This window comes from Butyrivibrio proteoclasticus (assembly GCF_900115735.1).
In the GTDB taxonomy this organism is placed as follows: Bacteria; Bacillota; Clostridia; order Lachnospirales; family Lachnospiraceae; genus Butyrivibrio; species Butyrivibrio proteoclasticus_B.
The window spans coordinates 1-24,263 of record NZ_FOXO01000022.1 but is presented as its reverse complement, the minus strand read 5'-3'; the positions used below and the strand labels follow the sequence as shown (position 1 = coordinate 24,263).

Annotated in this window: 22 protein-coding genes and 1 pseudogene; 4 read left to right on the top strand and 19 right to left on the bottom strand. The window is 38.2% G+C overall.

Features of this window, described 5'->3' with window-relative positions; genetic code table 11:
* Positions 1–166: 166 nt before the first annotated feature.
* From BM146_RS19025 to BM146_RS19555, 3 genes are all read right to left on the bottom strand, one after another.
* Positions 167–8,518 (bottom strand): InlB B-repeat-containing protein, encoded by an 8,352-nt coding sequence (locus tag BM146_RS19025; RefSeq protein WP_177201667.1) that lies wholly within the window; start codon positions 8,516–8,518, stop codon positions 167–169.
* Between the two features lie 100 nt (positions 8,519–8,618).
* Positions 8,619–8,816 carry a hypothetical protein gene (locus tag BM146_RS13155; RefSeq protein WP_074889880.1) on the bottom strand — a complete coding sequence of 66 codons (198 nt, stop codon included), beginning with the start codon at positions 8,814–8,816 and terminating at the stop codon, positions 8,619–8,621.
* A gap of 254 nt (positions 8,817–9,070) precedes the next feature.
* Positions 9,071–9,214 (bottom strand): hypothetical protein, encoded by a 144-nt coding sequence (locus tag BM146_RS19555; protein WP_177201666.1) that lies wholly within the window; start codon positions 9,212–9,214, stop codon positions 9,071–9,073.
* A gap of 312 nt (positions 9,215–9,526) precedes the next feature.
* On the opposite strand from BM146_RS19555, the gene BM146_RS13150 reads away from it, so the two are divergent.
* Positions 9,527–10,078 (top strand): DJ-1 family glyoxalase III, encoded by a 552-nt coding sequence (locus BM146_RS13150; protein WP_074889877.1) that lies wholly within the window; start codon positions 9,527–9,529, stop codon positions 10,076–10,078.
* Positions 10,079–10,361: 283 nt separating this feature from the next.
* The gene (locus BM146_RS13145; RefSeq protein WP_074889873.1) at positions 10,362–10,838 is read left to right on the top strand and encodes a GNAT family N-acetyltransferase; all 477 of its coding nucleotides are present in this window, start codon (positions 10,362–10,364) and stop codon (positions 10,836–10,838) included.
* 312 nt (positions 10,839–11,150) lie between these two features.
* Here BM146_RS13145 and BM146_RS13140 read toward each other — a convergent pair whose 3' ends face one another.
* The 9 genes from BM146_RS13140 to BM146_RS13105 all read right to left on the bottom strand — a co-directional run bounded on the left by BM146_RS13140 (position 11,151) and on the right by BM146_RS13105 (position 16,528).
* Positions 11,151–11,477, bottom strand: a complete 327-nt coding sequence (locus tag BM146_RS13140) for a MazG nucleotide pyrophosphohydrolase domain-containing protein (RefSeq protein ID WP_074889870.1) — start codon at positions 11,475–11,477, stop codon at positions 11,151–11,153.
* A gap of 25 nt (positions 11,478–11,502) precedes the next feature.
* On the bottom strand, positions 11,503–12,219 hold the full coding sequence (locus BM146_RS13135) for a class I SAM-dependent methyltransferase (protein WP_207649928.1): 717 nt from the start codon (positions 12,217–12,219) through the stop codon (positions 11,503–11,505).
* 67 nt (positions 12,220–12,286) lie between these two features.
* Complete coding sequence (locus tag BM146_RS13130) at positions 12,287–12,835, bottom strand: phosphoglycerate mutase family protein (RefSeq protein WP_074889862.1); 549 nt, start codon at positions 12,833–12,835, stop codon at positions 12,287–12,289.
* Positions 12,832–13,296, bottom strand: a complete 465-nt coding sequence (locus tag BM146_RS13125; protein WP_074889859.1) for an 8-oxo-dGTP diphosphatase — start codon at positions 13,294–13,296, stop codon at positions 12,832–12,834. The genes BM146_RS13130 and BM146_RS13125 overlap by 4 nt, the downstream gene beginning before the upstream one ends.
* 45 nt (positions 13,297–13,341) lie before the next feature.
* On the bottom strand, positions 13,342–13,761 hold the full coding sequence (locus tag BM146_RS13120; RefSeq protein ID WP_074889855.1) for a GNAT family N-acetyltransferase: 420 nt from the start codon (positions 13,759–13,761) through the stop codon (positions 13,342–13,344).
* A gap of 103 nt (positions 13,762–13,864) precedes the next feature.
* A complete protein-coding gene (locus BM146_RS13115) occupies positions 13,865–14,638 on the bottom strand; it encodes a class I SAM-dependent methyltransferase (RefSeq protein WP_074889852.1) in 774 nt (257 codons plus the stop codon).
* On the bottom strand, positions 14,635–14,775 hold the full coding sequence (locus BM146_RS19550) for a hypothetical protein (RefSeq protein WP_177201665.1): 141 nt from the start codon (positions 14,773–14,775) through the stop codon (positions 14,635–14,637). Before BM146_RS19550 ends, BM146_RS13115 begins: the two co-directional genes overlap by 4 nt.
* A gap of 40 nt (positions 14,776–14,815) precedes the next feature.
* A complete protein-coding gene (locus tag BM146_RS13110; RefSeq protein ID WP_074889848.1) occupies positions 14,816–15,829 on the bottom strand; it encodes a non-canonical purine NTP pyrophosphatase in 1,014 nt (337 codons plus the stop codon).
* 183 nt (positions 15,830–16,012) lie between these two features.
* Positions 16,013–16,528 (bottom strand): AAA family ATPase, encoded by a 516-nt coding sequence (locus BM146_RS13105; protein WP_074889844.1) that lies wholly within the window; start codon positions 16,526–16,528, stop codon positions 16,013–16,015.
* A gap of 473 nt (positions 16,529–17,001) precedes the next feature.
* On the opposite strand from BM146_RS13105, the gene BM146_RS19545 reads away from it, so the two are divergent.
* Positions 17,002–17,157, top strand: coding sequence for a hypothetical protein (locus BM146_RS19545; RefSeq protein WP_177201664.1), 156 nt, complete (start codon positions 17,002–17,004; stop codon positions 17,155–17,157).
* Positions 17,158–17,318: 161 nt separating this feature from the next.
* Here BM146_RS19545 and BM146_RS19540 read toward each other — a convergent pair whose 3' ends face one another.
* The 5 genes from BM146_RS19540 to BM146_RS13090 all read right to left on the bottom strand — a co-directional run bounded on the left by BM146_RS19540 (position 17,319) and on the right by BM146_RS13090 (position 21,663).
* The gene (locus BM146_RS19540; RefSeq protein ID WP_177201663.1) at positions 17,319–17,483 is read right to left on the bottom strand and encodes a hypothetical protein; all 165 of its coding nucleotides are present in this window, start codon (positions 17,481–17,483) and stop codon (positions 17,319–17,321) included.
* Positions 17,484–17,485: 2 nt separating this feature from the next.
* A complete protein-coding gene (locus tag BM146_RS13100) occupies positions 17,486–18,208 on the bottom strand; it encodes a PBECR4 domain-containing protein (RefSeq protein ID WP_074889840.1) in 723 nt (240 codons plus the stop codon).
* 459 nt (positions 18,209–18,667) lie between these two features.
* The gene (locus tag BM146_RS20190) at positions 18,668–18,790 is read right to left on the bottom strand and encodes a hypothetical protein (RefSeq protein ID WP_278308513.1); all 123 of its coding nucleotides are present in this window, start codon (positions 18,788–18,790) and stop codon (positions 18,668–18,670) included.
* Between the two features lie 87 nt (positions 18,791–18,877).
* Positions 18,878–20,224: a PASTA domain-containing protein gene (locus BM146_RS13095; protein WP_074889837.1), complete on the bottom strand. Its 1,347-nt coding sequence runs from the start codon at positions 20,222–20,224 to the stop codon at positions 18,878–18,880.
* 41 nt (positions 20,225–20,265) lie between these two features.
* The gene (locus BM146_RS13090; protein WP_074889834.1) at positions 20,266–21,663 is read right to left on the bottom strand and encodes a transglutaminase domain-containing protein; all 1,398 of its coding nucleotides are present in this window, start codon (positions 21,661–21,663) and stop codon (positions 20,266–20,268) included.
* A 251-nt stretch (positions 21,664–21,914) separates the two neighbouring features.
* On the opposite strand from BM146_RS13090, the gene BM146_RS13085 reads away from it, so the two are divergent.
* Entirely contained in the window at positions 21,915–22,562 is a 648-nt protein-coding gene (locus BM146_RS13085) for a hypothetical protein (RefSeq protein WP_074889831.1), read from the top strand.
* Between the two features lie 242 nt (positions 22,563–22,804).
* Here the strand turns inward: BM146_RS13085 and BM146_RS13080 are convergent, their stop codons facing one another.
* Positions 22,805–23,803 (bottom strand): hypothetical protein, encoded by a 999-nt coding sequence (locus tag BM146_RS13080; protein ID WP_074889827.1) that lies wholly within the window; start codon positions 23,801–23,803, stop codon positions 22,805–22,807.
* A gap of 173 nt (positions 23,804–23,976) precedes the next feature.
* Positions 23,977–24,263: pseudogene (locus tag BM146_RS19535) on the bottom strand (hypothetical protein); the annotation flags it as partial.

Genomic DNA, 24,263 nt, shown 5'->3' with positions numbered 1-24,263 from the left:
AGGATAACTCATAATTCTTAACATATTATTAAGTATATATTTAATCGTTATTAAAAATATCTGTATTTTGTCCACAATGGTAAAAGAGCTACCGACCAACTGTCTGATCGATAGCTCTTTTATCATTTAGCTATTAGATTGATCTACTACTTTGAGGTCTTAAGTATTACTCCTCTTCTTTACGTCTCTTGGTAGCCATAAGTGTTATAGCAACTGCTGCCGCGATGATTATTGCAAAGAGCCTTGCTACATCGTTTGTAGAATCTTCTGTCTTTGCTCTTCTTGCTCCGAGAACTGCTGCCTGATTGGCTGCTCTCTGTGCTCCAAGTACTGCAGGATCAGGTGTTCCTGTAAGTAATGGTGCCGGAGCCGGAGCTACCGGTACAGGAGCTGTCGGTGCTGGTGCTGGTGCCGTTGGAGTAGGTGCATCATCAATAGGTGTTGGTGTATCATCTCCGCCTGTTGGTGTATCATCTCCACCTCCAGGTGTAGGAGTTGGTTCTGGAGTTGGTGTAGGTGTTGGTTCCGGTGTTGGAGTAGGTGTAGGTGTTGGTGCCGGAGGAACTATAGCATCAGTTATTGTCAGTTTTCCGTAAACTTTAGTTACTGCATAGTTCTTTTCAAGATTGGTGCTACCTGCGCCTATGATATCAAATGTATTGTCGCTTTCGCCAACCTCTATCTGCCTTCCTGTAATGTTGTAACCAACTGCATCGCCTTCGCCCCATGGCCTGTCTGTTGTGATCTCACTGTTAGTAAGAACCGTTCCATCGTAAGTCTTGCTTGAGCTTCCTGATGTTACTGTGATAGGCATTGGAGTGATAGTAAGAGTTCCTTCCTTCTTTGTAGCTTCTGCAAACTGATCTGTTACATCATTTCCGGCTTCATCAAGAATTACCATGTCGCCGCTTATTGTAAGTGGATACTTGCCTGCATCTCTTTCTGCTACATCTACTGAAAGTCCGGTTACTTTAAAGGTTACTCCGTCAATTATGATATCAGTATCCGAAGAAGTTCCATCTGCCGCTCCTGCTATAATTGGAGTAATGATTCCGCTTATGAAATCTACTACTCTGTTAAGAGCTGCTGCCGCTGCGTTTACATTCTTGCCGCCTTCTGCGTGATATCCAAATCCACTGTAAACCTGTCCTGTGTATGGTCTTTCAACGTCATCCGTTATAAGTGTTACAAGGAATTTTTCTCCTTCTCCTCTGTCATTGATCTTCAGATAGCCATCTACTATTTCAAAGGTTGCCTTGAAGTTTTCATCAGTATTTGCGAACTGCTCGGCCTTAAGTCCCATGTTGTATGTTCCAACAAGTGTTCCTTTAGCAAGTGCCTGGCCGGTCATGTTAACCTTTGAAAGCTGGTACAGTTCATTATTAGCCTTTGTTTCGTATCCTGTTACTTCCTTTTCTTTTCCGTCATAAGTCTCTTCCTTGGTATTACCTGTTACTGTAATTACTACTTCCAGAGGAGTTATTGTAACGAATCCATCTTTTTCAATTACGAAGGTAACATCATTGAAGTTAGTATCTGTGTTTTCGAATAATCCGGCATCCAGGTTCATTGGAGTTGTACCAACGTCTGTGCGCTGAGCTATGGCATTTCCGTTATAGATCACACTATCCGCACTGTAAAGCTCGCTATCAGCTTCTGCTTCATATCCTTCTACAGTCTGTGCACTTCCGTTATATACGTAAGTATTGTTATTTCCTGTGATCGTTACTGTTACTGCTATTGGATTGATAGTAATATATCCGTCTGTTACTACAAAGGTTACTTTTTCGAAGTTCTCACTTATGTTTGTGAAATCATCTTCTGTGAGTCCCATGTAATCAGTTCCGGCATCAATCCTTGTTACACTGTCATTTCCTTCGAATGTGAAGTCTTTTTCTGTGTAGAGAGGATCACTAACTGTAAATGTGTATCCGGATACTTCATGCTCGGTTCCGTCGTAGTCAAAGGTGTCATGGTTACCTGTAACTGTTACTACAACCTCTCCTGCAGGTACGATAGTTATATAACCGTCGATTATAGCAAATTCTACTTCTTCGAAGTTTCCATTTAAGTTTGTAAACATCTCCGGCTTAAGTTCCATGTTGGTTGTGCCGGCTTCAGTTCTTTTAGCAACTGCTGTTCCGTCAAATCTAAAGTCGCTTCTCTTATAGAGTGGAGTGCTGTATTTGATACTCTCAAATCCGCTTACTTCATGCTCTGCTCCGTCATAGGTTACTGCATCGTGATTACCTGTGATGGTAACTTTTGCAGTGATAGGAGTGATTTTAAGCCAGCCATCATTTACTACAAACTCTACATTTGTAAAGTTATCGCTTGTGTTGGAGAACTGCTCTTTTGCAAGTCCCATCTGGTATGTATCAGCATCTGTTCCGGTTGCCTTGGCAGTTCCTGTAAATGCTATGCTGTCTTCTGTATAAAGAGCGTTATCACTTGCAAATGTGTATCCTGTTACCTCCTGCGCGTTTCCGTTATAAGGCTTTGTTAATGTATTACCTGTAATTGTAACTGTTACCTTTTCTGTTACAGGAGTGATCTCCATCTCTCCGTCAGTTACTTCAAATGTTACATTTTCGAAGTTTTTATTTGTGTTAGTGAACTGAGCTGCTTTAAGTCCCATATAAGTCGTTCCAACTTCAGTTCTTGTTGCTGTTGCATCTCCGCTAAATGTAAAGTCATTTGCTGTGTAAAGAGGATTGCTGATTGGCTTTACATCATATCCTGTTACTGTGTGTGCTTTGCCATCGTAAACCTCAGAACCCTTGTGGCCTTCAATTGTAACTGTTACGCTGATAGGATTGATTGTTATCTCACCATCATTTACTACGAATGTAACATCAATGAAGTTAGGATTATCATTTGCAAACTGTGCTTCCGACAAATTCATCGGTGTTGTTCCTACGTCAGTTCTTTTTGCTGTCGCATCTCCACTGAATGTGAAGTCATTTGCAGTGTACAGAGGATTACTGGTTGCCACATCATATCCCGTTACGCTCTGCTCTTGGCCGTTGTAGTCAAAAGAGTCTTTATGTCCTGTGATGGTCACTGTTACACTTACAGGATTGATGGTTACATAACCATCTGTTACATTAAAGGTTACTGTTTTGAAGTTTCTGTTTGTATTCTCGAACTGTTCAGCTGCAAGTCCCATATTAGTTGTTCCTGCATCAGTCCTTGCTGCTGTATCCGAACCTTCAAATGTAAAGTCAGATTCTTTGTAAAGAGGGTTGCTTATCGCTACTTCGTAGCCTGTTGCGCTATGCTCTTCACCATCATAATCATAAGATTTTTTGCTACCTGTAATAGTAACCGTTACACTGATTGGATTAACCGTTACATAACCATCTGTTACATTAAAGGTTACTTTTTTGAAGTTACTGTTTGTATTCTCGAACTGTTCAGCTGCAAGTCCCATATTAGTTGTTCCTGCATCAGTCCTTGCTGCTGTAGCAGAACCTGAGAATATGAAATCATTCTCTGTATAAAGATCACTGCTGATTTCCACATCATAGCCTGTTGCTGTATGTTCCGTTCCATCGTAATCTTTAATTGTCTTGTGTCCTGTAATTGTGACAACAACTTCATCAACCGGTGTAATCGTCTGATATCCATCAGTTACTATAAAGGTTACATTTCCAAAGTTTCTATTTGCATTTGAGAACTGATCTATGGCAAGTCCCATGTTTGTTGTGCCTTCATCAGTTCTTTTTGCCTCAGCTGTTCCCGAGAATGTGAAATCAGCTTCTGTATAAAGAGGACTACTGCTTTCCACATCATAGCCGGTAACTGTATGCTCTGTTCCATCAAACTTATCAACACTATGGTGACCTGTGATAGTTACTGTAACATCCTTTGGAGTAATTGCCTGATAACCATCAGTTACATTGAAGGATACTGTATAGTTAGTACTTGTTGCCGAAAACTGTGATGCATCAAGTCCCATAAGTTTTGTGCCAACTTCTTTTTGTGTTGCACTTGCTTCTCCGGTAAAAGATATGCTATTTACATCAAAAGTCTTATTATCTGCAACTGCTGTATATCCGGTTACTGTATGATCTTCTCCGTCATAAGGAACTGTATTGTTATTACCTGTAATTGTTACCGATACTGCTATTGGATTTATCTTAAGCCATCCATCATCAGTTACTACGTATGATACCTTATCAAAAGAAGTATTTGTTGTAGTAAAGCTGTCCTCAGTCAATCCCATATAGTATGTATCAACATCTGTTCCTTTTGCATATGCAGCCACGCCTTCTTTTAGTTTTACATCAGAAGGAGTAAATCCGCTTCCGCTGTATGGCTGACCGCCAACCATATAGGATATGCCAGTTACTTCAAATCCACTGACTTCATATTCAGTACCGCTATAATTCTCAGTCTTGGTATTTCCTTTAATTGTTACTACTACTTCAATCTGAGGTTCCCACACTGCATAAAGTACATTTGCAGAGGAATTACCCTGATTATCTTCATTATCAGCAACTATGTACTGCGCACCAAATCCGATATTTACTACCTGAGCATTTGCCTGTGCCTGATCTGTATTCCATCCAAGTAGCTTATAACCATCTCTTGTGAAGTGTGAAACAGCTTCATCATATGTCCAGGCTTTAACTGCTTCATTTACATGAAGAGGATGATTGTCTTCTCCTACAGTAGAAATTGTAACTGCTTCTCCACTTCCACCATTTGGATGATATGTAAATGAGGTCCTTAGTTCTTCTTCTGAAAGACCGGTGTCAGCATATTTAGCTCTTAGCTTAACGAAATTGCCTGCCGCATCTGTGGCTATGAGCGTATCTGTAATTTCAAAACTGCTGTTAGGATAAAGGAGATTTACTACATTTCCATCTTTATCCAAAAGGTCCCATCCAATGAATGTTTTCTTGGGAGGATTAGTCTTTGGAGGTGCTGCTACAACTACAGTTGAATCTCCTGCATACTGATTACTATCAGGTTCATCAGATATAAGGGTTCCGCCGTTTGCGTCATATTTGACCTTAACTGTACCTGTCTTTCTCCACTTAGCATAGAGATTAACATCACTGGTAACATGTCCATAGTCATAGGGCTGATCCGTTTCTTTATCAAACCATCCTACGAGATCATAGCCCGCTCTATTAAAGTTATTCATTATAGCGTTTTTATCAATTATTGCGCCATAATATGGCCTAAACTCTGTAGCCTGATCATTTAATACCTGAACCTGTGAATATCCACCGGTTGTGTTGTAATTCTTATCGCCATCAACGTTAAGGTCAAGCTTAGCAGTAAATCTCTGTTTAACCCATACTACATATAATATTATGTCATCACTTGCCGGCATTGTAGTTGTCCAGTCTACTTCCTGATTCCCCTGAGGGTCTGCAAATATACCTACTCCGCCGTCAGATCCAGCCTTTGCCATATAGCCTTCAGGTGCAGAAAGTGCGTCGGCTGCGGCAACAACACTTTCCTTCGCATTTCCAATAGGTGCTTCATATAAAAGTGTATATTTGGGTTCAAGGTATGTTGCTGAAACATCAACCAGATCGCCTGTCACAGGATCAATACCGTAAATTGTATGTGCGAGAGTGAACTTATAGCTTTTTCTCATATAGCGAATGTATAGATTTCTGCTGTATCTGGTCGATTGTCCTGCGCTTGTATTGGTCCAGCTTACTCCGTCTGTTGAATATTGGACTACTTCAAATCCGGTATATTTATTTGTAAAATTAAATGTGGCATTTCCTCCAGATGATGGCGTTTCATTTGCTACAATTGTATAATTACCATCCAAAGCCTGTTTAATATGCTGAATCACATAATTACCGCTTTCATTTTGGTTACTATAAAAATCAAAAGTATACCCACTATAGCCTGTTGGAGGAATAAAAGAATCTAAAAATGTAGCATGTGCTCCATTTATACTAGTAATATGCCATTCTCTTATTGAAGGCCAGGTGTAGCCATTTGATGCAAGTGTCGATCCATAAAGACCATGCATTTCAGATACTTCCGAATATGGAACCCATGAATAACCACTACTTACCAAGAAATTAAACGTTACCAGTTCTCTATCATAGTAAATATTGACAACGGTAGTTCCCTTGGCAACAATCGTATTTCCGTCAGAACTGTTTTTATTTACTACTTCCCAAGTCGGTGTTCGCTTAAATCCTGTATAGCTCTTACTAAGATCATTTCCAAGCATCCTGGCGGTTATAGTATCACCCGCATTATAGTCTGATATAACTCTGCTTTCTTCATAATCATATGTCTTACCCTCAGAAATAGGGCTATCAACTTTCTGCTTCCAAATAATTACTGTAAAGCTAGCCTTTCCGGGTGTCCACTTTGCAAAAAGTGTAGTGTTTTCTAATATTGCAGTATTCCAATCAAAAGCATTTATGCATTCAGCCTCTTTGTACCAACCACCAAATACGTATCCGCTTCTTGTAGGTGGCGTTGGTTCTGTTGCCTTATAATTGGTCGCTTCTGTTACATATATAGGTGCTGTATAAGATGCTCCACCACCTGTTCCACCATCGTTTTCATTAAAGTTGATCCAGTAAGCGTCAATTATTTCCGCAGTAAGCACACTGTTTTTAGGCAAAGACGCATCAATCTGAGCGCCGTACTCGTATACTTCTCCCTCAGAGTTTTTCCACCCCTTAAAGGCTTGTTCGGCGTGTTCTGGTATAACTAAAACATTCAGTGTTACGTATGCACTTTCGTCATTCTCAGCAGTTGCAAGAATCTGCTCGACTACTTTTATGCCTTTAAGAGTAACATAATAGGTTGTTATTATCTTCGCTTTAACTATAATTGTCTCTGTTGCGGTAACTGTAGTTTCGCCAAAAGATAATACTTCAGTGTCACCATCTTTAAACCATCCCTTAAACACCTGATTTTTCGTCAAATCAGGAATACCCGGGTTGTATAACTTTTCACCGTCTTTTACTCTCTGTTCTGATACAACATCCCAGTTCCCGGTCTCAACGTTGTAAACCTTGAAAATGTATGTTGCTATAGCTTTTTCTATTCCATCATCAGAACCTGCCAGAATATAAACTGAGAAGGAATCCGTCTCAAACTCTGCACCATCGGAACTAGCTGAAGCAATTTCCTGTGAGTTTCCGGTATCATCTTTGTGAATTACGCTGAAGGATTCACCTTCAAGTTCCTGAGACAGTGAAATTGAAACTCGAACTGATTTTGAATCTGCAGGTTCAATTTCGTTTCCGTCTTTATCATAAAACGTGATATCAACACCTTTTGCAGATTTAGCTCCATCACCAAGCGCATCTTTAGCTGCATCAAGCGCTTCTGCATCAGATATAGCTTTTACTTTCATCGTGGTTCCTTTAGGGAACACACCTTCACCTGCACTTACCGAAACATTCATGCCACCTGCACTTCCGGTAAAGTCTTGGGCAGGCATTGTTATTATCTTTTTAAAAGTTGCTTTGAATTTTACATCTTCTTTTATATCAGACGGAACAAAAGTTGCTTTGTCTGATATGCCTTTTCCTTCGCTATCCTTCCATTCAACAAATTCATAACCCTCATCAGCAGTTGCTGTTGATCCTTGGATAACAACTTCTTCAGCGTTAATATTTATTTCTTCTTTTTCAGGAGAAACCTTTCCGCCTTCACCTGCTTCATAAGTGATCACTACTATCTTTTCTTCAATCTTCTCTGCCTTTTCAAATACTGCTGTAAAGCTGGTGTCTTCCTCAATATCTTTTGGAACTATAGTGTTATCTGTTGTAACTATAGTGCCGTCACTATCTTTCCATCCTTTAAACTCATACTCTTCACTGTCAGCTGTTGCTGTTGATCCCTCAAACTTTGCTTCCTCATCATTAAGATCAATTGTCTCTTCATCTAAAGAGATGCTTCCGCCTTCAGTTACAAGGTACTTTACAGTTACGAGCCTCTCCTCCTTCTCTTCCTCTTTTTCCTCTATTGAAGCAAGAGAAGATGCTGCTACTGCTGCCTCTTCAGGAATAAGTTCCAAAAGAGATGTTGCTGCAGTCGCTGCCTCCTCAGGAATAAGTTCCAAAAGAGACGTTGCTTCTGTAGCAGCAATAGATGTTTCAGTTGCTGCAGGAGCTTCTTTTTTCTCCTCTTTCGGTTCTTCCTTTGATTCTTCCTTGAGCTCTGCCTTTGGTTCTTCCGTAGCTATCTCTGCAGTAGCTTCTGCTACTTCTTCATTCTCAGCGATAGGAGCTGGAGTTTCAGGCTCTTCGTTTTGTTCTTCATTCTGTTCCTGAGCATCGTCGCCTGATCCTTCATCTCCATCTTCATGAGATTCTTCTTCAGAGTTGTCTTCTTCAGAACCTTCGTTTTCAGAATCATCTTCACCTGAAGACTCTTCCTGTTCCTCTACGGATTCTTCAGTTTCTTCTCCATCAGCATAAACTCTGGCACTTGCAAAATCACTGTTAAAAGTGGTTGTCACAAGTGCGAGTGCTAGAAGAATAGCTAAAAATCGGTTCCATTTTCTCAACATAAGCATTTCCTCCCTCATAAAGATTTGCTTTTGTGTTTGGACGTTTGTTGCCGGTTAATAGTTTTCGTTTTTGGTTTGTTTTTGGGTTCGTTTTTTGACTTTACTCTGCAGACACTTCTTTGACCTGTAATTCAGATACCGCCTTGGTTGCATCATCTATGAGCCTTAGCAGTTCCAGTGCGCTTCTGAAGTGCTGCATCTTATTTTCATCGGCCCAGATGACTCTGCCCTGCCAAGTGCCGTTCTGACAGTTAGAGATCTTAACAATGAATGTTTGTTTATCATGTCTTTGTTCCATAGGCATCTCCTCTCCTGTCCGAGTTTAGAGTCTATATCAAAAGATATGATTTTCTCTTAACCATATTGTAAAAAAACATCAATCATTTCCCTCATCATAAAGGTAATGATTGACGTCGTTTTCTTCTTAACATTTGATTAAAATTATGAAGAAATCTTAAAGAAGTTAGAAAAAGCCCATAAAATGGGCTTTTGTATAATCGATTAACCACTTGTTAACCAAGGACTTTATCTTTTGTTTAGAATTCTGTGTGTTTACTGCTCGCCAACGTACTCAAAGCTCATTCCATTTTCATTCGATACATATAGGCCTGACGGGTGTTTGCCAAGTTTTTCACTGTAATTGCCTCTGAAGATTCTTCTGAAGAAGCTGCTACTGAATTCTGTTCTGTTTCCCAAAACAGAATCTGGATTCTACTTTTTTCATACCTTTATATTTTAATAGCTTCCAATCATGATGGTCAATCGGGTATGATCCTCTCTCTTCATGATTTCCCTTACTGTACTGTCTACTTCTTGCAACAGTTTCTTATAAAAATCCGGTAGCCCACTCAATTCTGAAATACTTTTTTAGAAGTCAGCAAATCATAGTCCCGAACCTCTTCTTGTGTTAGAATTGTTCTATGGATGCTATCGCAGATAAGGAATCCATGACAGAAATACAAAACAACAAGTCAAAAGACAAGGCACCAATTTAAGGAGGGACATGATATGGCAAAGACAGCAATATTCTTGGCAAAAGGATTTGAAGAAATAGAAGCTCTGACAGTGGTTGACCTGCTACGCAGAGCAGGAATTGAGATCACAACAGCCTCAATCACAGACAACAAGCAGGTTACCGGCTCTCACAACATAACAGTCGAGGCCGATGCCCTGCTTTCAGACATTAAATTTGATGAAACAGATATGATCATTCTTCCGGGCGGAATGCCGGGAACCATCAATCTTGACGCGTGCGAACCTCTTAAGGCTCAGATCAGGGCCTTTGCAGATGCAGGTAAGAAGCTTGCTGCAATCTGCGCAGCACCGAGAGTATTTGGCAAGATGGGTATCTTAAATGGAAAAAAAGCTACCTGCTACCCCGGAAACGAAGAATTTCTCCAGGGCGCTGATCCACAGACAGACGAAGTTGTAAAAGACGGCAACTTCATCACCAGCCGCGGCATGGGAACTGCAATTCCCTTCGGACTTGCAATCATTGAAGATTTCCAGGGCAAAGAAGCCGCCGACGACATGGCAAAGAAGATCATTTTCAGACAGTAACAGACATTAATTCATTTTGCTTCTGCATCAGGCATGACCTTAAGCGCACCTCTTCTCGTGGTGATAATGGAAATTGCAGTATTAGCTCTTCTATAACGCATCCCATAAAGGTATCTCCCGCACCGTCTCGATTGCTGCGGGATTTGCTTTTGGGGGACAACAGACTCTTTTATCCCATAGAAAAAGCAGTACACAATTCAAATATGAATCATGCTCAAAACGTTTTCGGTAACAGACAAAATTGCTATAATACTGATCAGTGCTATAAGGGAGGAGTATTAAGATGCATGGTAAAGAAATCATAGAGAAAACACTGAGAATTGACAGCTATGATGCTATATTTGAATTTGATAGACTTTGCTTCCCCACAGATTATTGGAATGAGTCCGATTGGAAAGACTTATTGAAAGATGATCGTGCAACATATTATTGCCTCATGGATGGTTCCAAAATCATTGGTAGCATATTTACCTATAACTGGGCTGGTAGCGGCAAGCATAATTATCTTAAAATAATGAATGTAGCGGTGCACCCTGACTATAGACAAACGGGACTTGGCCATAAACTCATGGACTATGCTTATAAGGAATACAAAGAATCAGGTTTAGATAAAATCTGTGCAGAGACACGCGCAAGTAATACCGCAATGCAGGGCCTTTTTGAAAAATGCGGATATCAGATAAACAAGATTGAAGAAGGGTATTATACTAACCCCAATGAAGCAGGTTTTAAGTATGTATTAGAACAGAGTAATTTCTGATAGTCTCATGCTTTCCGTAGACTAACTAATGACTTTTAGAGATAAACTGGAATCATTACCTGAATCAGAATGGAAAAATAGTAAGGTAATGATTAAACCAATAGTGAATGAAAAAGAGCTGATATATGCAACTTAGGACTGTCAGCTTACCTGATCCAACTGTACGTCCACCCTCACGGCTTAACGGTCTTTATATCTATTTGGAAAGCCTTAATTTTACGTGGTTTCTGTTCGCATATATCTCATGTTTCGCTATATTTTGGGTGGTTTTTGAAATTTTTAGAGCCATTTTAGAGCCAAATCGCATTTACGTCACCAGCGCTTCATGTTCTTTTGAAACTTGTCGGTGTATATCTCCTTTAACTCCTCTGCAGTTATTCCATAGCAAAGAAGCACATCGTTATAGTACATTAAGACATCTGCAAGCTCTTCTATCAGATGCTCACGCTCAGGGTGGTCTGCATTTGAAGCCTCTGGACCATGCTTTTTAACTATATCAATTACTTCCCCAACTTCACCAATCATCCACAACAGCTTACTCTTCCCAACTTCCGGAGAAATGCCTTCCCACTTGTCTTTGTATCTCTCCTGTAAAGCTCTTTGCATTTCAAGCATTTCATTAATACCAAAATCCGCCATTGTTCTTCACCTTAACACTTTCAAGTTATTTGTAACCATAAGAAATCACATGACAACGCGCAGCCAAGAATCCATCTGCCCCAGGATATTTATCATCGACATTATGATCCTTGAGAAATCTGGTTACCTCTTTTGGGGCAGATTCCTCCTTGTCATTTATAGTTCCAATATAATCCACGTAGTCATTAATTCTGACACCTACATCCTTAAGCCCCAACTTACTCATATGATTTGGAATTTTAACGCCTATCTGATAATCACGACCACCGGATTTATTCTCAGAAGTCCACTTTTGTCGTAGGAAATCGTCATGTTCAAACGGATCAAAAGCATTACTATCGACATATATACCTGCATTTTCCAATCTTCTACTGGGCTCAATGCATATAACCAATCCATTCTCCTTAACAGAATCGACCATCTTTTTCAAGATATTTTCAGGATTAGACAGATGCCTAAGTACAGACTGGCATATTGCAATATCATACTCTTCAATTGGCACATATTCATTTAGATCAGCAAGTTCAAAACTAACCTCTTGGCAGTTTGCAAATTGTATGTTTGCATCTTTTATAAGTTCTTCAGAAATATCGATGCCTTTATAGCTGCTCCCACCAGGTATCAATGGCAATAACATCTGCGCCAGAAAACCATATCCACAGCCAAAATCGATAATCCTTACCGGCTTGTCAATCTTCCAAACACATTTTACAAGGAATTCAAAATAATCATTGTTCCACATATTCTTCCTGGAACTAAGCAAAAAATCTTTCTCTAATCCCCAATTTGTCATATACAAAAAATCCTTTTTACCTCTCACAACCTCTTGTAAGTAAAATTACTTCTCCATTCCTATAGTTCACTCGCTCTTTATCTGCTTTGAAGCCCACATTCTTCATTATTCTAATCAAAGCATGCATAAAGAAACCATGTGTGACTACAGCACAATCCTCATTATGCTTTATTATCATGTTCACAAACTGCTCTGCTCTCTTAGAGGTCTGCTTCCTGCCTTCAGGTTGTCTTTTATTTCCGATTAGCCACTGCAGCCTTCCTAGAAAATTCCAAACACCCAACGGCAAACGTATTGCTATATCAAATCCTGAATGAAGCGGAACCTCATTTAGCAGTGCTGTCCTATTGAAATCCTCTTCTCCAAATATCTTTTCTGCAGTTTGTAGAGTCCTGTCCAATTCGCTAATATAAATCTTTTGAATATCATCGTTCACTGTATCTACAGATGCCTTATCAATCGGAGCTTTGTCATATAACGCACTCTGCTCATCAAACTCAGCAGATGTGCACCACTTTTTCCAATCATGAAGTACTTTTCCATGCCTAATTATCATTACTCTCATTTAACAGATACCATCCAGTTATCTCCCTCAACAAGATATTGGAACTCTGTCAGTTCAGGATTATTTATAACTTCTAGTAGTTCTTCCAAGTCATCAACTGTTTCAATCTCTGACAGTTTACTTATTTCAACCCACTCCATCTTTCCTTCATCTGAGGAAATGATATCTCCTGTAAATTCGTTTGTTTTAAAAAGAAATACTATATATCTTCCATTTTCGTATTTACCGTCCCTGACTGGAAACTGCTTAACTCCAGCAAGTCGTGGGTTCTTTATATCCAGGCCGGTTTCTTCTTTCATCTCACGAATTACCGCATCAACAAAAGACTCTCCCATTTCAACATGACCCCCTGGAAGAGTGTAGCCTTTCCAATCCTCTTTGACTCTATTTTGAAGCAGCACTTTGTCTCCATCTGAAATGAGGCAAAGGACTGTTATTTCTGATATTTCGGTTCTGCTCATATACATTCCTTCTAGTCTTAACAAAAACAGTTCTACTTATCTGCCTTATGTGTATATTACCTTTCTAAGCGCAGGTCCACAGAATTCGTGTGGGCAAAGCTTAAAGCCTTGTTTTACATAGAATTCTTCTTTTCCTTTTTCTGCCAGCAGTTGTACACTTATTCTCGCTCCTACAGGCGCATCTTTTTGAATAAGCTCAAGTAATTTACTAATTATAGTTGAGCCAACCTTTTTTCCTTGATATTCAGGTCTTACTACAACGTCCACAATAGTGTAGTACATGCCATCTCCAACTGCTCTTCCCATTGCTATAGGCTTATCTTCATCCTTTACCAATATAAAAAACGCACTTTTATTTATGGCTTTCTGCGCCTGTTCTGGACAGAAATTATTCCAATCAACAGATCTACGAAGTTCAAAATAGGTATCTAAATCCGGTATTGTTTCATAATAAACTATTTCCATCTTTTTCTCCCATCAAGTATTAGTTCATTATTTTGTTTTTACCTTTGATAATGCCATCTTCCCACAACTCCCTGTACAATTATATTTTTAAAAGTCTCATGTATTATCTTTTTATATACCAAGTATAACCATCGAAAATAAGTTCTTGCTCTTTATCTTTAAAAATCGGAGATAAAGTATCCTTCATCCATCTTCTGACCTGCAATTCAACCATCTCACCACTTTCAATCTTGGCATTAACATTGGACTGTATCATCATAAAGTCTATAAAGTCATCCAAACTAAAGGAATGAATGAGTTCATAGTTAATCTGCTTATACATTTTTAATCCGTTTATTAAATCTGCATCAGTCCAAATATTCTCTTTACGCAGCGGCTTAGGGAATCGTTTCAAATACTCGTCTTGATACCACCTTGCATATTCAGGAACATTTTTCATTTTATCTGTAATCCAGAAATCATAAATTATAATAAAACACTCATCCTTGGTCACTTCGATAAGGTTTTCCATAAATTTCTTTTCATCAACCCAATTGACCATTCCTGCGGCTGATACAACATCATACTTTTCATCAGGCATCAAAGTATCTTCTGCCCCCGCAGTATAAAAACTATATGTTTCGTCTGATCCATATAATTCATTGCAGACCTCTACCATTGATTCTGCGATATCTGTACCTGTCACATGTCTACATATAGTCTTAAGCGCTTTAGTTGACAGCCCTGCACCACAGCCAACATAAAGTCCATTACTGAACATATAATCTTCGGACAAATCACAATCTTTTCTAAACCTGTCAATTACACCTTTGTGTAACCAAGGTCTTTTTGCATACCCCTCAGCAATTCTATGCGAATCAAATGATTTATTATTCATACTTCCCCCAGTAGTATAGTTATAGCTTTTTCAACATCTTTTGTAGTAAGGCCAACCTCAGCATCAATATATTTGCCATTACTAATCTCACGTTGATGTTCGTTGTCCCAAAACTTCGAATTAAGGACTCCATCCACATCAGTATCATAGATAGCTATTTTTAGATAAATGTGTTTTTTACAATTTGCCTTTTATATATTTGTCAGCCTCAAGAAGATTACGCTTTGGTTCATCATATTCTAATACTGAAAGGGCTTCATCCAATCTCAAACTCTTGAGTGATATAACTTCCTCTGGTTGCATAATATAAGGAACTTGATCTGAATACTCAGCCAAGAATAATACCACTTGTCTTTTAACATTTGGACGTTCAGTAGGATAGTATTCCTGAATTTCCCTAAATCTTGGTAGCAAGCTTAACTCCAATCCAGTTTCTTCTCTGATTTCTCGGATTGCCGTTTCTTCCTCGGTTTCTCCTATCTCAATGTGTCCTTTAGGGAAACTAATAAATCCGCTTGTTTCTTCTACAAGCAGATACTCCGCTTCACCATTTACAATTTTATAAACAATTCCACCACATGATTTTTCCGGTATGATATGGCTTTCCTGTAGGAACTTAATGCACTTTTTGTCAAAAGAGCTTGCAAGAACCGAAAGTTCATCTAATGAGCAGTCATTAAAGTACTTGCTGTTGGCTGGACAAATCGTTACAACATCAAGCGGATTTCCTCTATGCTGCCTATTAGGATTGGGTTCACATGTGATTATGAAATCATCATCCGGAATTTCTGCTGTATATTCTTGCCCATCCACCATCAGAACCAAACCGGTAATATAGCGTGCATTCAGCTTCCCGCCATATCTCGCAGCCAGATTGCTATAATGCGTGATCATTTCATCTTCCGATAACGTTTTGCCATTTACCCTTCGCACAAATAGTCCTGGCTGCGCATCTGCAGGAATGTCATCCACAAAAAGTCCTGAGTCGGCTGCTAATGTAGGTAGTCCGGTTTCCTCATAATAAGCTTTTGCCTTCAATCTGGCATTCTCTATAGGTGTACTGCCTGATTCATCAACATCTATATGGATTCCCAAATCCTTAGGAGTGATAATCTCTACATCATATCCCGTGAGCCTGTATCTCATATTGCATATTTTTGATTCATTACCTGTAGCATATAACAATTGCATATTTCAAATACCTTTCTCACAAGCTCTTATTATAGTTCGTTTTATTATTTCTAAATTATCCTTTGTGTTCCCGGTTACTCCAAATTTATAAGCTGCTATTTTCATAGTACCTTCAGAAGCTCTGATAAACTGTCCACTTCATAATTTGGCTTTTACCTTTACTATTTGACTTGCATTCGCACATCAAGAAATAGCATTTACAAGTATTTCAACATTGGTATCAACTTCGACAGTCCCATCTATACTAATCACAGGACATGTTAAATCCTTCAGCCAACCTTTTGCATGATCATCGGATCTCGCCTCAACCATTTTAAAGAAACGTTCTTCACTCTCGTAAAGGTCTCCCCCTGGTAACATACGATTTCCAAATTTGTCATTGGACCTTTTTCTTACCCTTGCCATTCTAATCTCTTTTGGTATATCAATGTATACTGCCATATCGAATAGTTTTTCTATCTGTTCACTGTAATTACCACGAACTGATGCAAGTACAACATCATCGTTTCCTTCCAAGTATTTGAGTAACAGCACTGCTACTTCTTCCTCTGTCCTCTGAACACTGTATTCATATTTATCATCTGTTTTCGGGAAATAATAATCTTCGATATCTCTGAATTCATAATGAAGCTGTCCTGCCAAAGCTCTCCCCAAAGTACTTTTACCAGCTCCATTTAAACCACAAATAATGATACGCATATTATAATGATTTAACTCCCAATACTTTTTTATAAAAAAGAAAACATATGCCCTTCAAGAGAACACATGCTTTAATCTTAGCATAGCGATATTAAAGATTCTATCTATATTCATTTGTTCTTTACCAGTCAGATTGAAAATCTGATGCAAGGGGATTGGGGGAAATTTCCCCAACAAGTCGCATATGTATTACATATGCCCCACTTGCCTTTAACAAATTGAAAGAATCCTTCGCCCTTTTGTGAATCATAATTTTAGCTCTGTGCTCTTCAAAAAACTTTCTGTCAAAGCCGGCTGCTTTGTACTTCTGATAAATACCTCTGGTCTTGGATTAGTCGATTATACTTTTACGGAGCTTTGAGATTTCATCCACCCGTGATTCGCAAATCTTGATTTCAATACCTCTAAATAACATTACTATATCTTTAAACCGAAAGCTCTTCGACTACAATCGCCATGGAATAGAACTTTTAATGTACTTTGATACCATTGCAAAATACAAGAAACAGCATCCTGATTACAAAACAGAAATAAAAGAGGCTAGCATCGAAGAACAAAAGCAGAGATATGAAGCATATTTAAAAGAGAAAAATACACCAAAGAAGAACAATACGGGTGCTCAAAACTGAGCACTCATTTTTCTGCAAGAAAAAAGAACACCGAAGTGTTCTTGGTAAATCTTCAAGAACGGAATTGATGCTGGCACCGCTTCCGCTGAAAACCTCGAAGGTTTTCGTTCGTTGTAAAAAGTATATCACAAACACCTAGCTTAACAAAGGCTATTATACTTTCATATGTTTAAAAACTCTTGCTCATATATTCTATCCCACTCCTCATCAAGAATCCAATCATCATCCGGAGAAAGATCTTCGATTCTTACAGCGTTTTTATGCAGAAGTTCTCTGTTATCTTTAAGAAAGTCCTTATAATTCTGAACAGATCTAATCTCAGACATTTTTACACCTCTTTAGAATATTTTGGATGCTTATACAAAATAATTTTTTTACCTGTAAAAATATTGTGTTTAGTCTTCATCATCCAGTAAAGTATATCTCCACCATAAGCAATATTCTCTTTCTTGAAAAAGGATATCAGCCTGCATTCTCCTGTTGCATCATTTATACACTTAAGGAATATATATACTGTAATCCCTGCGGAAATTTGACTTTCAATTATATAATCTGCATCTATCAATGAAGATAAATACCTTTGGTTTTTAATTGAAAAGATCTTAATGATGTTATCCGTGTCAAGATATTCCTCTAAAAACCTCAATTCTTCGATTCTTGATTTTATATTGCCTTCAGGTATTTTTTCTCTGAAGAATTTACTCTTTCCGATAGTTTCATCTGTAATAGCCCTAGAAAACAGAATATAATCCAATGTTTTATTCTTATTCCTGGGAATCTGAATATCTGTCAAATGCTGTAATCCTGCCAAATGAAAAAATTCTTTATCAGAAAAGGATAGCTTTATCTTCCTTGTTTTTCTTCGATGCGATAATACAAATTCATACTCATACTGTTGTAATGCCACGTACTTTGCAGCTGCCTGATATATTAAATCCATTAGGTAACCTTTTACATAATAAAAGCCTCGCAACAAGGTGCTGCAAGGCTTCATAGTCATTTTTGCAACTTTCTTTCGCAAATCGCTAGATGGGTTATGGTAAGTTGCCACCTTTATAAGCCTCCACGTTCACCGCCTCCCATCGCGGATTCCGATTCATAGGCAAATAAAGCATTTTTATGAGTGTGCTTCTCAAGAAGTTTCCTTCTACCATCATAATACATATTCCAGTCATGATAGTCAATCAAAAAACTATAAGATTTAGTAACTCCATATTGGCACCGGAAGTGCCCTTTACAAAAGCGCATAGATACTGAATATAATCAGAATCAAGACTCGGAAACGAAATCGTTTCCTCGTTGGCAGATATCCGCCAAATGAAAGTATTCCAAAATCCATTTGTTCGAGCGAGCTCGACATATGAATTTTGAAATACTTTCGCTTGACTCTGAATTTATCCAAATTTTTAGAGCCAAATTAGAGCCAGTGACCATTTTAAGCCAGGTTGTATACAAAAAAACAGCTTCCAGAGATACTCTGGAAGCTGCATAAAATCTAGGTTTGTTAAGATTACTCAACGATTGTAGCAACCTTACCTGATCCAACTGTACGTCCACCCTCACGGTTTCTTCCGGGATGAATCGTCATGACAAATGGCTTAAATACGCTATTCTTTTTGAGAAGATTATTCATATTTGCCTCATTTTTTGTGGTTTTTAAAATTTTTGGTACCAAAATGGTACCAAAAAACAGTCGACATTCCTACACCATCTAGACTCTTTATCTTATATCAAAATGCTCAACTTTTATTTTGGGGACATAATATGAATCCACAGTTTTATTATATGAAAAACCAATCAACAGGCTCCCTTGATACTCTTTCTGCTTAATATCTATAGTGGATTTTCCATCGCCATATCCATATGCTGTTACCTTGTCGCCAACTTTTAACGTAGGCTCCTGAACCGACCTGTCATCGTATAAGATAACTGTCTCTCCTTCGTATGTTGCCCAATATGAAAGATTATAAGTTATTCCAAGTAATCTTGAGTCCTCTATTTTTGTTATTGTTGCATTTATTTTCAATGGGGTCTCTTCATATGTCTCTGGATATCTGTAAAGGTCCTCATATCCTATAACCTGCGTTGAGTCTTTAAATGCTTGCAAGCTTCCTTTTGATACTTCTACATCTACAGAATACTCATCTGACAAATCTGTTCCAGGATCAAATTCTGCTGCAACAATTGTATTTTTGTCACTCTCGCTAAAGATTTCTGTTGTATACATACTAATATCCATATCAGAAAGTAGTTGTTCAGCACTTTCAACATCCATCCCAATTAAATTGGGCATTATTTTTTCTTTTCCCTTCGACGTATATAATGTAACAGTCGCTCCTTCTCCAACCATCGCTCCAGCAACTGGCTCTGTGCGTACTACAACGCCCTTTTCATAAGTATCGCTATATACTAATTCTTCATCAAAATCTACATAGCTTCCAAGTGCGTTCCTAATATCACTTTTTGCATCATACTTTTCAAGTCCTAAAACATCAGGCATAATCATAGTTGCTTTTGAAGAATTATAATTATCACTATCAGTATTTGCATTAGCTACCGCTTGCTCATAATTGTATTGCGAATTGGTTTCTGTACTATTGCGAGCTTCTATCTGAGTTTGTGAAGCATCGTCCTTTGCATTTGGCAAAAAAACTGACACCCATCCCATGCATCCCAAAAAGCCGATGATCATAGCTGCAATAGATAATCCATGTTTATGTTCGTCATCTTTTTTCGCTATATCAATTATACTAAGAATAACAGCTACTGGACCTGTAATGAATAATAATGAACAAACTAATGCAGCCACGCTAATCCATGAGTTCTTCTTTTTTTCCACTTTGGTTGGAGTTTGCTTTGGCTGATTAGCACTTTTTGTAGCATTATTACCATTAACCACAGCTCGATTAGCTGAGGAATTCTGGGGACTTACAGCTCTGCTCTGTGCCGTTCCAGTTGAAGTTGAGGTGCTTCTTTTAAAGCGAGTACCACACTTAGGACAACTGACTGACTGTGCAGGAATTATCGCCCCACATTTTGGGCATTTAGCCATTGCAGTAGTAGCCATATTTCATCAAACTCCTTTCATTCATCTACATCTAAGATTTATCATTGTAATTTGTGATGACCATACTCATCCAATTCAACGTTTCCATCACTTCCAGTAAATTCATACTGTTGTGTCTCAGATTGATTATCATTATAGTTTTCTTCAGAATTGGAGGTATTATCTAGATTTCTATCAGAGGTTCTTTCAAATGTAGTGTTTCCATTACCTTCAAATGCATACTTGGTTCCATTGCAATCTGGAAGATACTTAGAATTCCAAAGCCTTCCATGCCAATAGTTTTCACTGTCAGTCACGTTGAAATAATCATAAACTTCTGGATTTTGGTCGTCCCAAGTGCAATCAACATTATAAAAGTCTGAATCTAGCTGAACAATATCCCAACCATGAAGTCCGCCTCCGAAGAATGAGCCTCCCCAACCAAGGCAAAAGTAAGTTGGTATTTCTAATTGCTGCATCAGGTATTGCATAGCCTTTGCATATCCCGCACAAACAGTATAGTCCTCAGCAATCGCACTATATGCAGTTTGATCCAACGGACCTTCCCTATATGTTAGTTTATCTATCAACAAATCATGTATGTACAATTCTTTATCATAGTCGGTAGATAATCCCTTTGCTCCTTCAAGAAGCTCATCAGCAGCAGTATAAAATTTACTCTGAGCGCTTTTTATGTCACCTAATGCATCATAAAAATGCAAGTTAACTTTTATAATGTTGCCCTGGTAATCAAATTCTGTGTATACGCTTGTATCTAACCAAAATATCTCAGGATGATCAAATATGACGCTGATAACAGCGTTGTACAGTTCACTATGGGAAGTGTCCTCCAAAACAGGGGCAAATTCTGTGTTTAGCGCATTGGCATTTGCATATACCTGATTATATAAACTCTTTCCGCGGTCATTTAGCATGTTATAGTACGGATAATAGACATTGTCAAAGCTCAGGTCATCACCCGTCTCACCTTTATCAGTACTCCTGACAATCTCGTTTGCTTGATCTTCATCTTCAACGGTAACTGTTTCCGGCTCAAGTTCATTTGCATCGGCTTTATCATTAACAAATTCATCAGAACCTTCCGGGAATACACTATCATCATAGTCAACTTCATGTTGTTCTTCAACATATTCATCATCTAAGCCATCTGTATCCCAATCCCTATCAAAATCCAATACATGGTGTCCGTATTCATCAAGATCTACATTATCATCTTCCGCAGTTTCAACTATTTCAGTATCACCATCTATAGGTGTTATTTCAGTCGATCTTTCAGTAGTACTTTCAACTATCTCAGCAACAGGTTTTGGTAACTTATCAACATGATCATCTAAAAATTTTTTAAAGCTAGGATTTACTGCATAAAGCACTATAACGGAGCAAGCCAATAGAACAACGGCTAAAATTGCATATAATATGGCTGAAATGATCTTCTTCATTATAACCTCTGTTCATCATCAATTGTCCATACCTACACAACTATTCTATCATTTCAATATTAAAATTATCTAAATACTATCTAATAACATTCTAATATTGCGTCATTATTCTGATTGCCGAAAATGCACTAGGGACATTTATGCTTTTTTTATTTTTTTAACAAGAATATAATTAGCTATCCATATAAAAACTAATTATAATTACTATACGGTAAATTTCGTTTTCTTTTATAAAAACATGGAGGTTTAACATGAAGAAAATTAGAGTTTCCTTAGTTATAGTTCTTATACTATCTATACTATTCAGCAATACATCATTTGCTGCTTCATCAAAATCGTCTTCTAATTCTTCTGGTGGAATTACAGTCTTAAAAGAATATTCTTATACGGATATGTTTGGTGGACTGCATATTTTAGCAATCTGTCGAAATGATACTGGCGTAGACTGTGAAGCATCCTGGGATGTTATTACGTATGACTCCAGTGGCAATCCCCTTGAAACATATACGCCTTTTGGCGAATATGTTAATCCTAACCAAGAGTTTGTCCTGACATCAGGCTTCTATGATTCTGATGAGGCAACCGCTTATGACTATGAAATCACTGTAGATACTGGCAGATCATTAAGTACGCCTATGCATGATGCAGTACAAATAACCCATCAGAAAGCCAAGAATGGAAAAATTATTGTTACAGGAACTAACACTAGCAGCTATGATCTTATGAGTTGCAGCGCTATGGTTTTATTTTTCTTAAATGGGAAACTGGTTGATTATGATGAGGTATACCTGACAAACAATAATTACCAAATGAATGCTGGCGAAACAATTATGAAAGATACCACAAACAGCAAAGACTATGATGATTATGCAGTTTATTGGACTGCTTATAGATGGTGATGCAACAGAAAAATGTACTTGTTGAAACTACATGTTCAAAACCAACTAAAGACTTATAATGCTTTTTATATATTTGCAGCACCAATTTAACAGAAATGAAAGAAATTGACAGTTTGAATTTTAAAAAAACCTGTGCCTCGATTTCTAGATTGACGTTCGGATAGAATCGCTATGCCAATCCAGAAATCGAGGCACAGGGTTTCTTTTATATAACAAGAGCCGTAAGTGGCTTTTCAAACAGACTAATTGCATACTAACTCAGTCAAAACACTTTTAATGTATTCGATTTTGACATCATATTTTTTTGCAACCTTTGGGAATAGTTCTTCATCAGAAATCCCCAATTCACGTCCCATCTCAATTGCAGCAATTATTTGCTCCTTTTTCATTCTATTTTCCATTGCAACACACATATCTACTGTATCCTCCGTTTCATCGAACTCAAGCCCCAGCTTGGCAACGCGGTTAAGGAATACCGCTGTATCTATATCAACTCTCTTATGGTTTGTCTGCTCGATAATCTTATCTGCACAATCTTTCTGATGCTTAAGCACATTAAGCGCAAGACCAAGCCCGGTTTTAAACTTATCAAAATCTCCATCTAATATTTCTCCTGGTGCAATAATATTTATCCTATAATCGTTTAAATAAGCATAAAGTCTGTCATCTTTGACATCAAGCATCTCAAAAAGACTTCTAGGTCCATCCCATGGTTCCGATCCCAGGTACACTACCACTGTTATTATAGGGATAAGCTTATCAGCTTTTCGAAAGCCTGATAGAAATTCCTCATCAGTAAGCTTAATCTTCAAGGTTCCTTCATCAACAAAAAGATTCCCTTCATTATTCGTATCGGATGAAGTTTTTCCACTCTTAACAGATTCTTTAGTTCTATATGACTGTCTTGCCTCTTCAACTTGTCTGGAATAGCCTATCATATCATACAAGCCATCCTTAACTGGCATAGCATAATGAATCTTTGCCTGAATCTCAACACCCATAATGACGTATATCGCATTGTCGTCCATCATTGCGTTCCATAGTCTTAAAACATCCCTGTACTTTTGAACAGGAACCCTTGCATTACTGCCATATGGAATCGCAATCTGAGTTGTATCCAGTTCTTTTAGCTTATCCGCCTTTATTACACTTTCGCCACCATAAATCAGATAGTTAAATATATCAGCAAATCTTTTGCTGTCAGATAAATAAGCTTTTCCTTCAGTGTCAATTACTCCCAAGTTTATTCCTCCCTGCTTGTCGCAGGGAAAACCTGCTTCAGCGTTTCTGTTTGACTTATTATATCATATTTTTATCAATAGTTCTGAGTCATTCTGGTTTTATCAAATGAATAAAACGCAGAGTAGTTACAATTCAGTTGTTAGCCAGTGGTTCACGAATAAAGCCGATGTGATCATGCACTCACATCGGCTTCTTCTACTTTCTTTTTCTTCTTTTTTCTGTAACGTTTCCGGTCAAAGATATCTGTTACCCTGTTGTATAGATTTCCTTCTTCAAACTTTAGCGTATATAGAATTCCCAGGCTGTCACAGACATATTCAAAATTGTCTCTGCTTCTGAAAACCATCATCTGTTTTTGCTTTCGCTTGAAGACTCTCGCCAATCTCTCAGCTAACGAATTGTTTGCCGGAACCGCTTTGTCGTGCAGGAAGAGCAGTTCACTTTCCTTGTACTTTACAA

What these genes read in the sequence shown, in the direction of transcription:
- BM146_RS19025 (WP_177201667.1), bottom strand. Translation starts at nt 8,518, where the DNA reads ATGTTGAGAAAATGGAACCGATTTTTAGCTATTCTTCTAGCACTCGCA.
- BM146_RS13155 (WP_074889880.1), bottom strand. Translation starts at nt 8,816, where the DNA reads ATGGAACAAAGACATGATAAACAAACATTCATTGTTAAGATCTCTAAC.
- BM146_RS13150 (WP_074889877.1), top strand. Translation starts at nt 9,527, where the DNA reads ATGGCAAAGACAGCAATATTCTTGGCAAAAGGATTTGAAGAAATAGAA.
- BM146_RS13145 (WP_074889873.1), top strand. Translation starts at nt 10,362, where the DNA reads ATGCATGGTAAAGAAATCATAGAGAAAACACTGAGAATTGACAGCTAT.
- BM146_RS13140 (WP_074889870.1), bottom strand. Translation starts at nt 11,477, where the DNA reads ATGGCGGATTTTGGTATTAATGAAATGCTTGAAATGCAAAGAGCTTTA.
- BM146_RS13135 (WP_207649928.1), bottom strand. Translation starts at nt 12,219, where the DNA reads ATGTGGAACAATGATTATTTTGAATTCCTTGTAAAATGTGTTTGGAAG.
- BM146_RS13130 (WP_074889862.1), bottom strand. Translation starts at nt 12,835, where the DNA reads ATGAGAGTAATGATAATTAGGCATGGAAAAGTACTTCATGATTGGAAA.
- BM146_RS13125 (WP_074889859.1), bottom strand. Translation starts at nt 13,296, where the DNA reads ATGAGCAGAACCGAAATATCAGAAATAACAGTCCTTTGCCTCATTTCA.
- BM146_RS13120 (WP_074889855.1), bottom strand. Translation starts at nt 13,761, where the DNA reads ATGGAAATAGTTTATTATGAAACAATACCGGATTTAGATACCTATTTT.
- BM146_RS13115 (WP_074889852.1), bottom strand. Translation starts at nt 14,638, where the DNA reads ATGAATAATAAATCATTTGATTCGCATAGAATTGCTGAGGGGTATGCA.
- BM146_RS13110 (WP_074889848.1), bottom strand. Translation starts at nt 15,829, where the DNA reads ATGCAATTGTTATATGCTACAGGTAATGAATCAAAAATATGCAATATG.
- BM146_RS13105 (WP_074889844.1), bottom strand. Translation starts at nt 16,528, where the DNA reads ATGCGTATCATTATTTGTGGTTTAAATGGAGCTGGTAAAAGTACTTTG.
- BM146_RS19545 (WP_177201664.1), top strand. Translation starts at nt 17,002, where the DNA reads ATGTACTTTGATACCATTGCAAAATACAAGAAACAGCATCCTGATTAC.
- BM146_RS19540 (WP_177201663.1), bottom strand. Translation starts at nt 17,483, where the DNA reads ATGTCTGAGATTAGATCTGTTCAGAATTATAAGGACTTTCTTAAAGAT.
- BM146_RS20190 (WP_278308513.1), bottom strand. Translation starts at nt 18,790, where the DNA reads ATGAATAATCTTCTCAAAAAGAATAGCGTATTTAAGCCATTTGTCATG.
- BM146_RS13095 (WP_074889837.1), bottom strand. Translation starts at nt 20,224, where the DNA reads ATGGCTACTACTGCAATGGCTAAATGCCCAAAATGTGGGGCGATAATT.
- BM146_RS13090 (WP_074889834.1), bottom strand. Translation starts at nt 21,663, where the DNA reads ATGAAGAAGATCATTTCAGCCATATTATATGCAATTTTAGCCGTTGTT.
- BM146_RS13085 (WP_074889831.1), top strand. Translation starts at nt 21,915, where the DNA reads ATGAAGAAAATTAGAGTTTCCTTAGTTATAGTTCTTATACTATCTATA.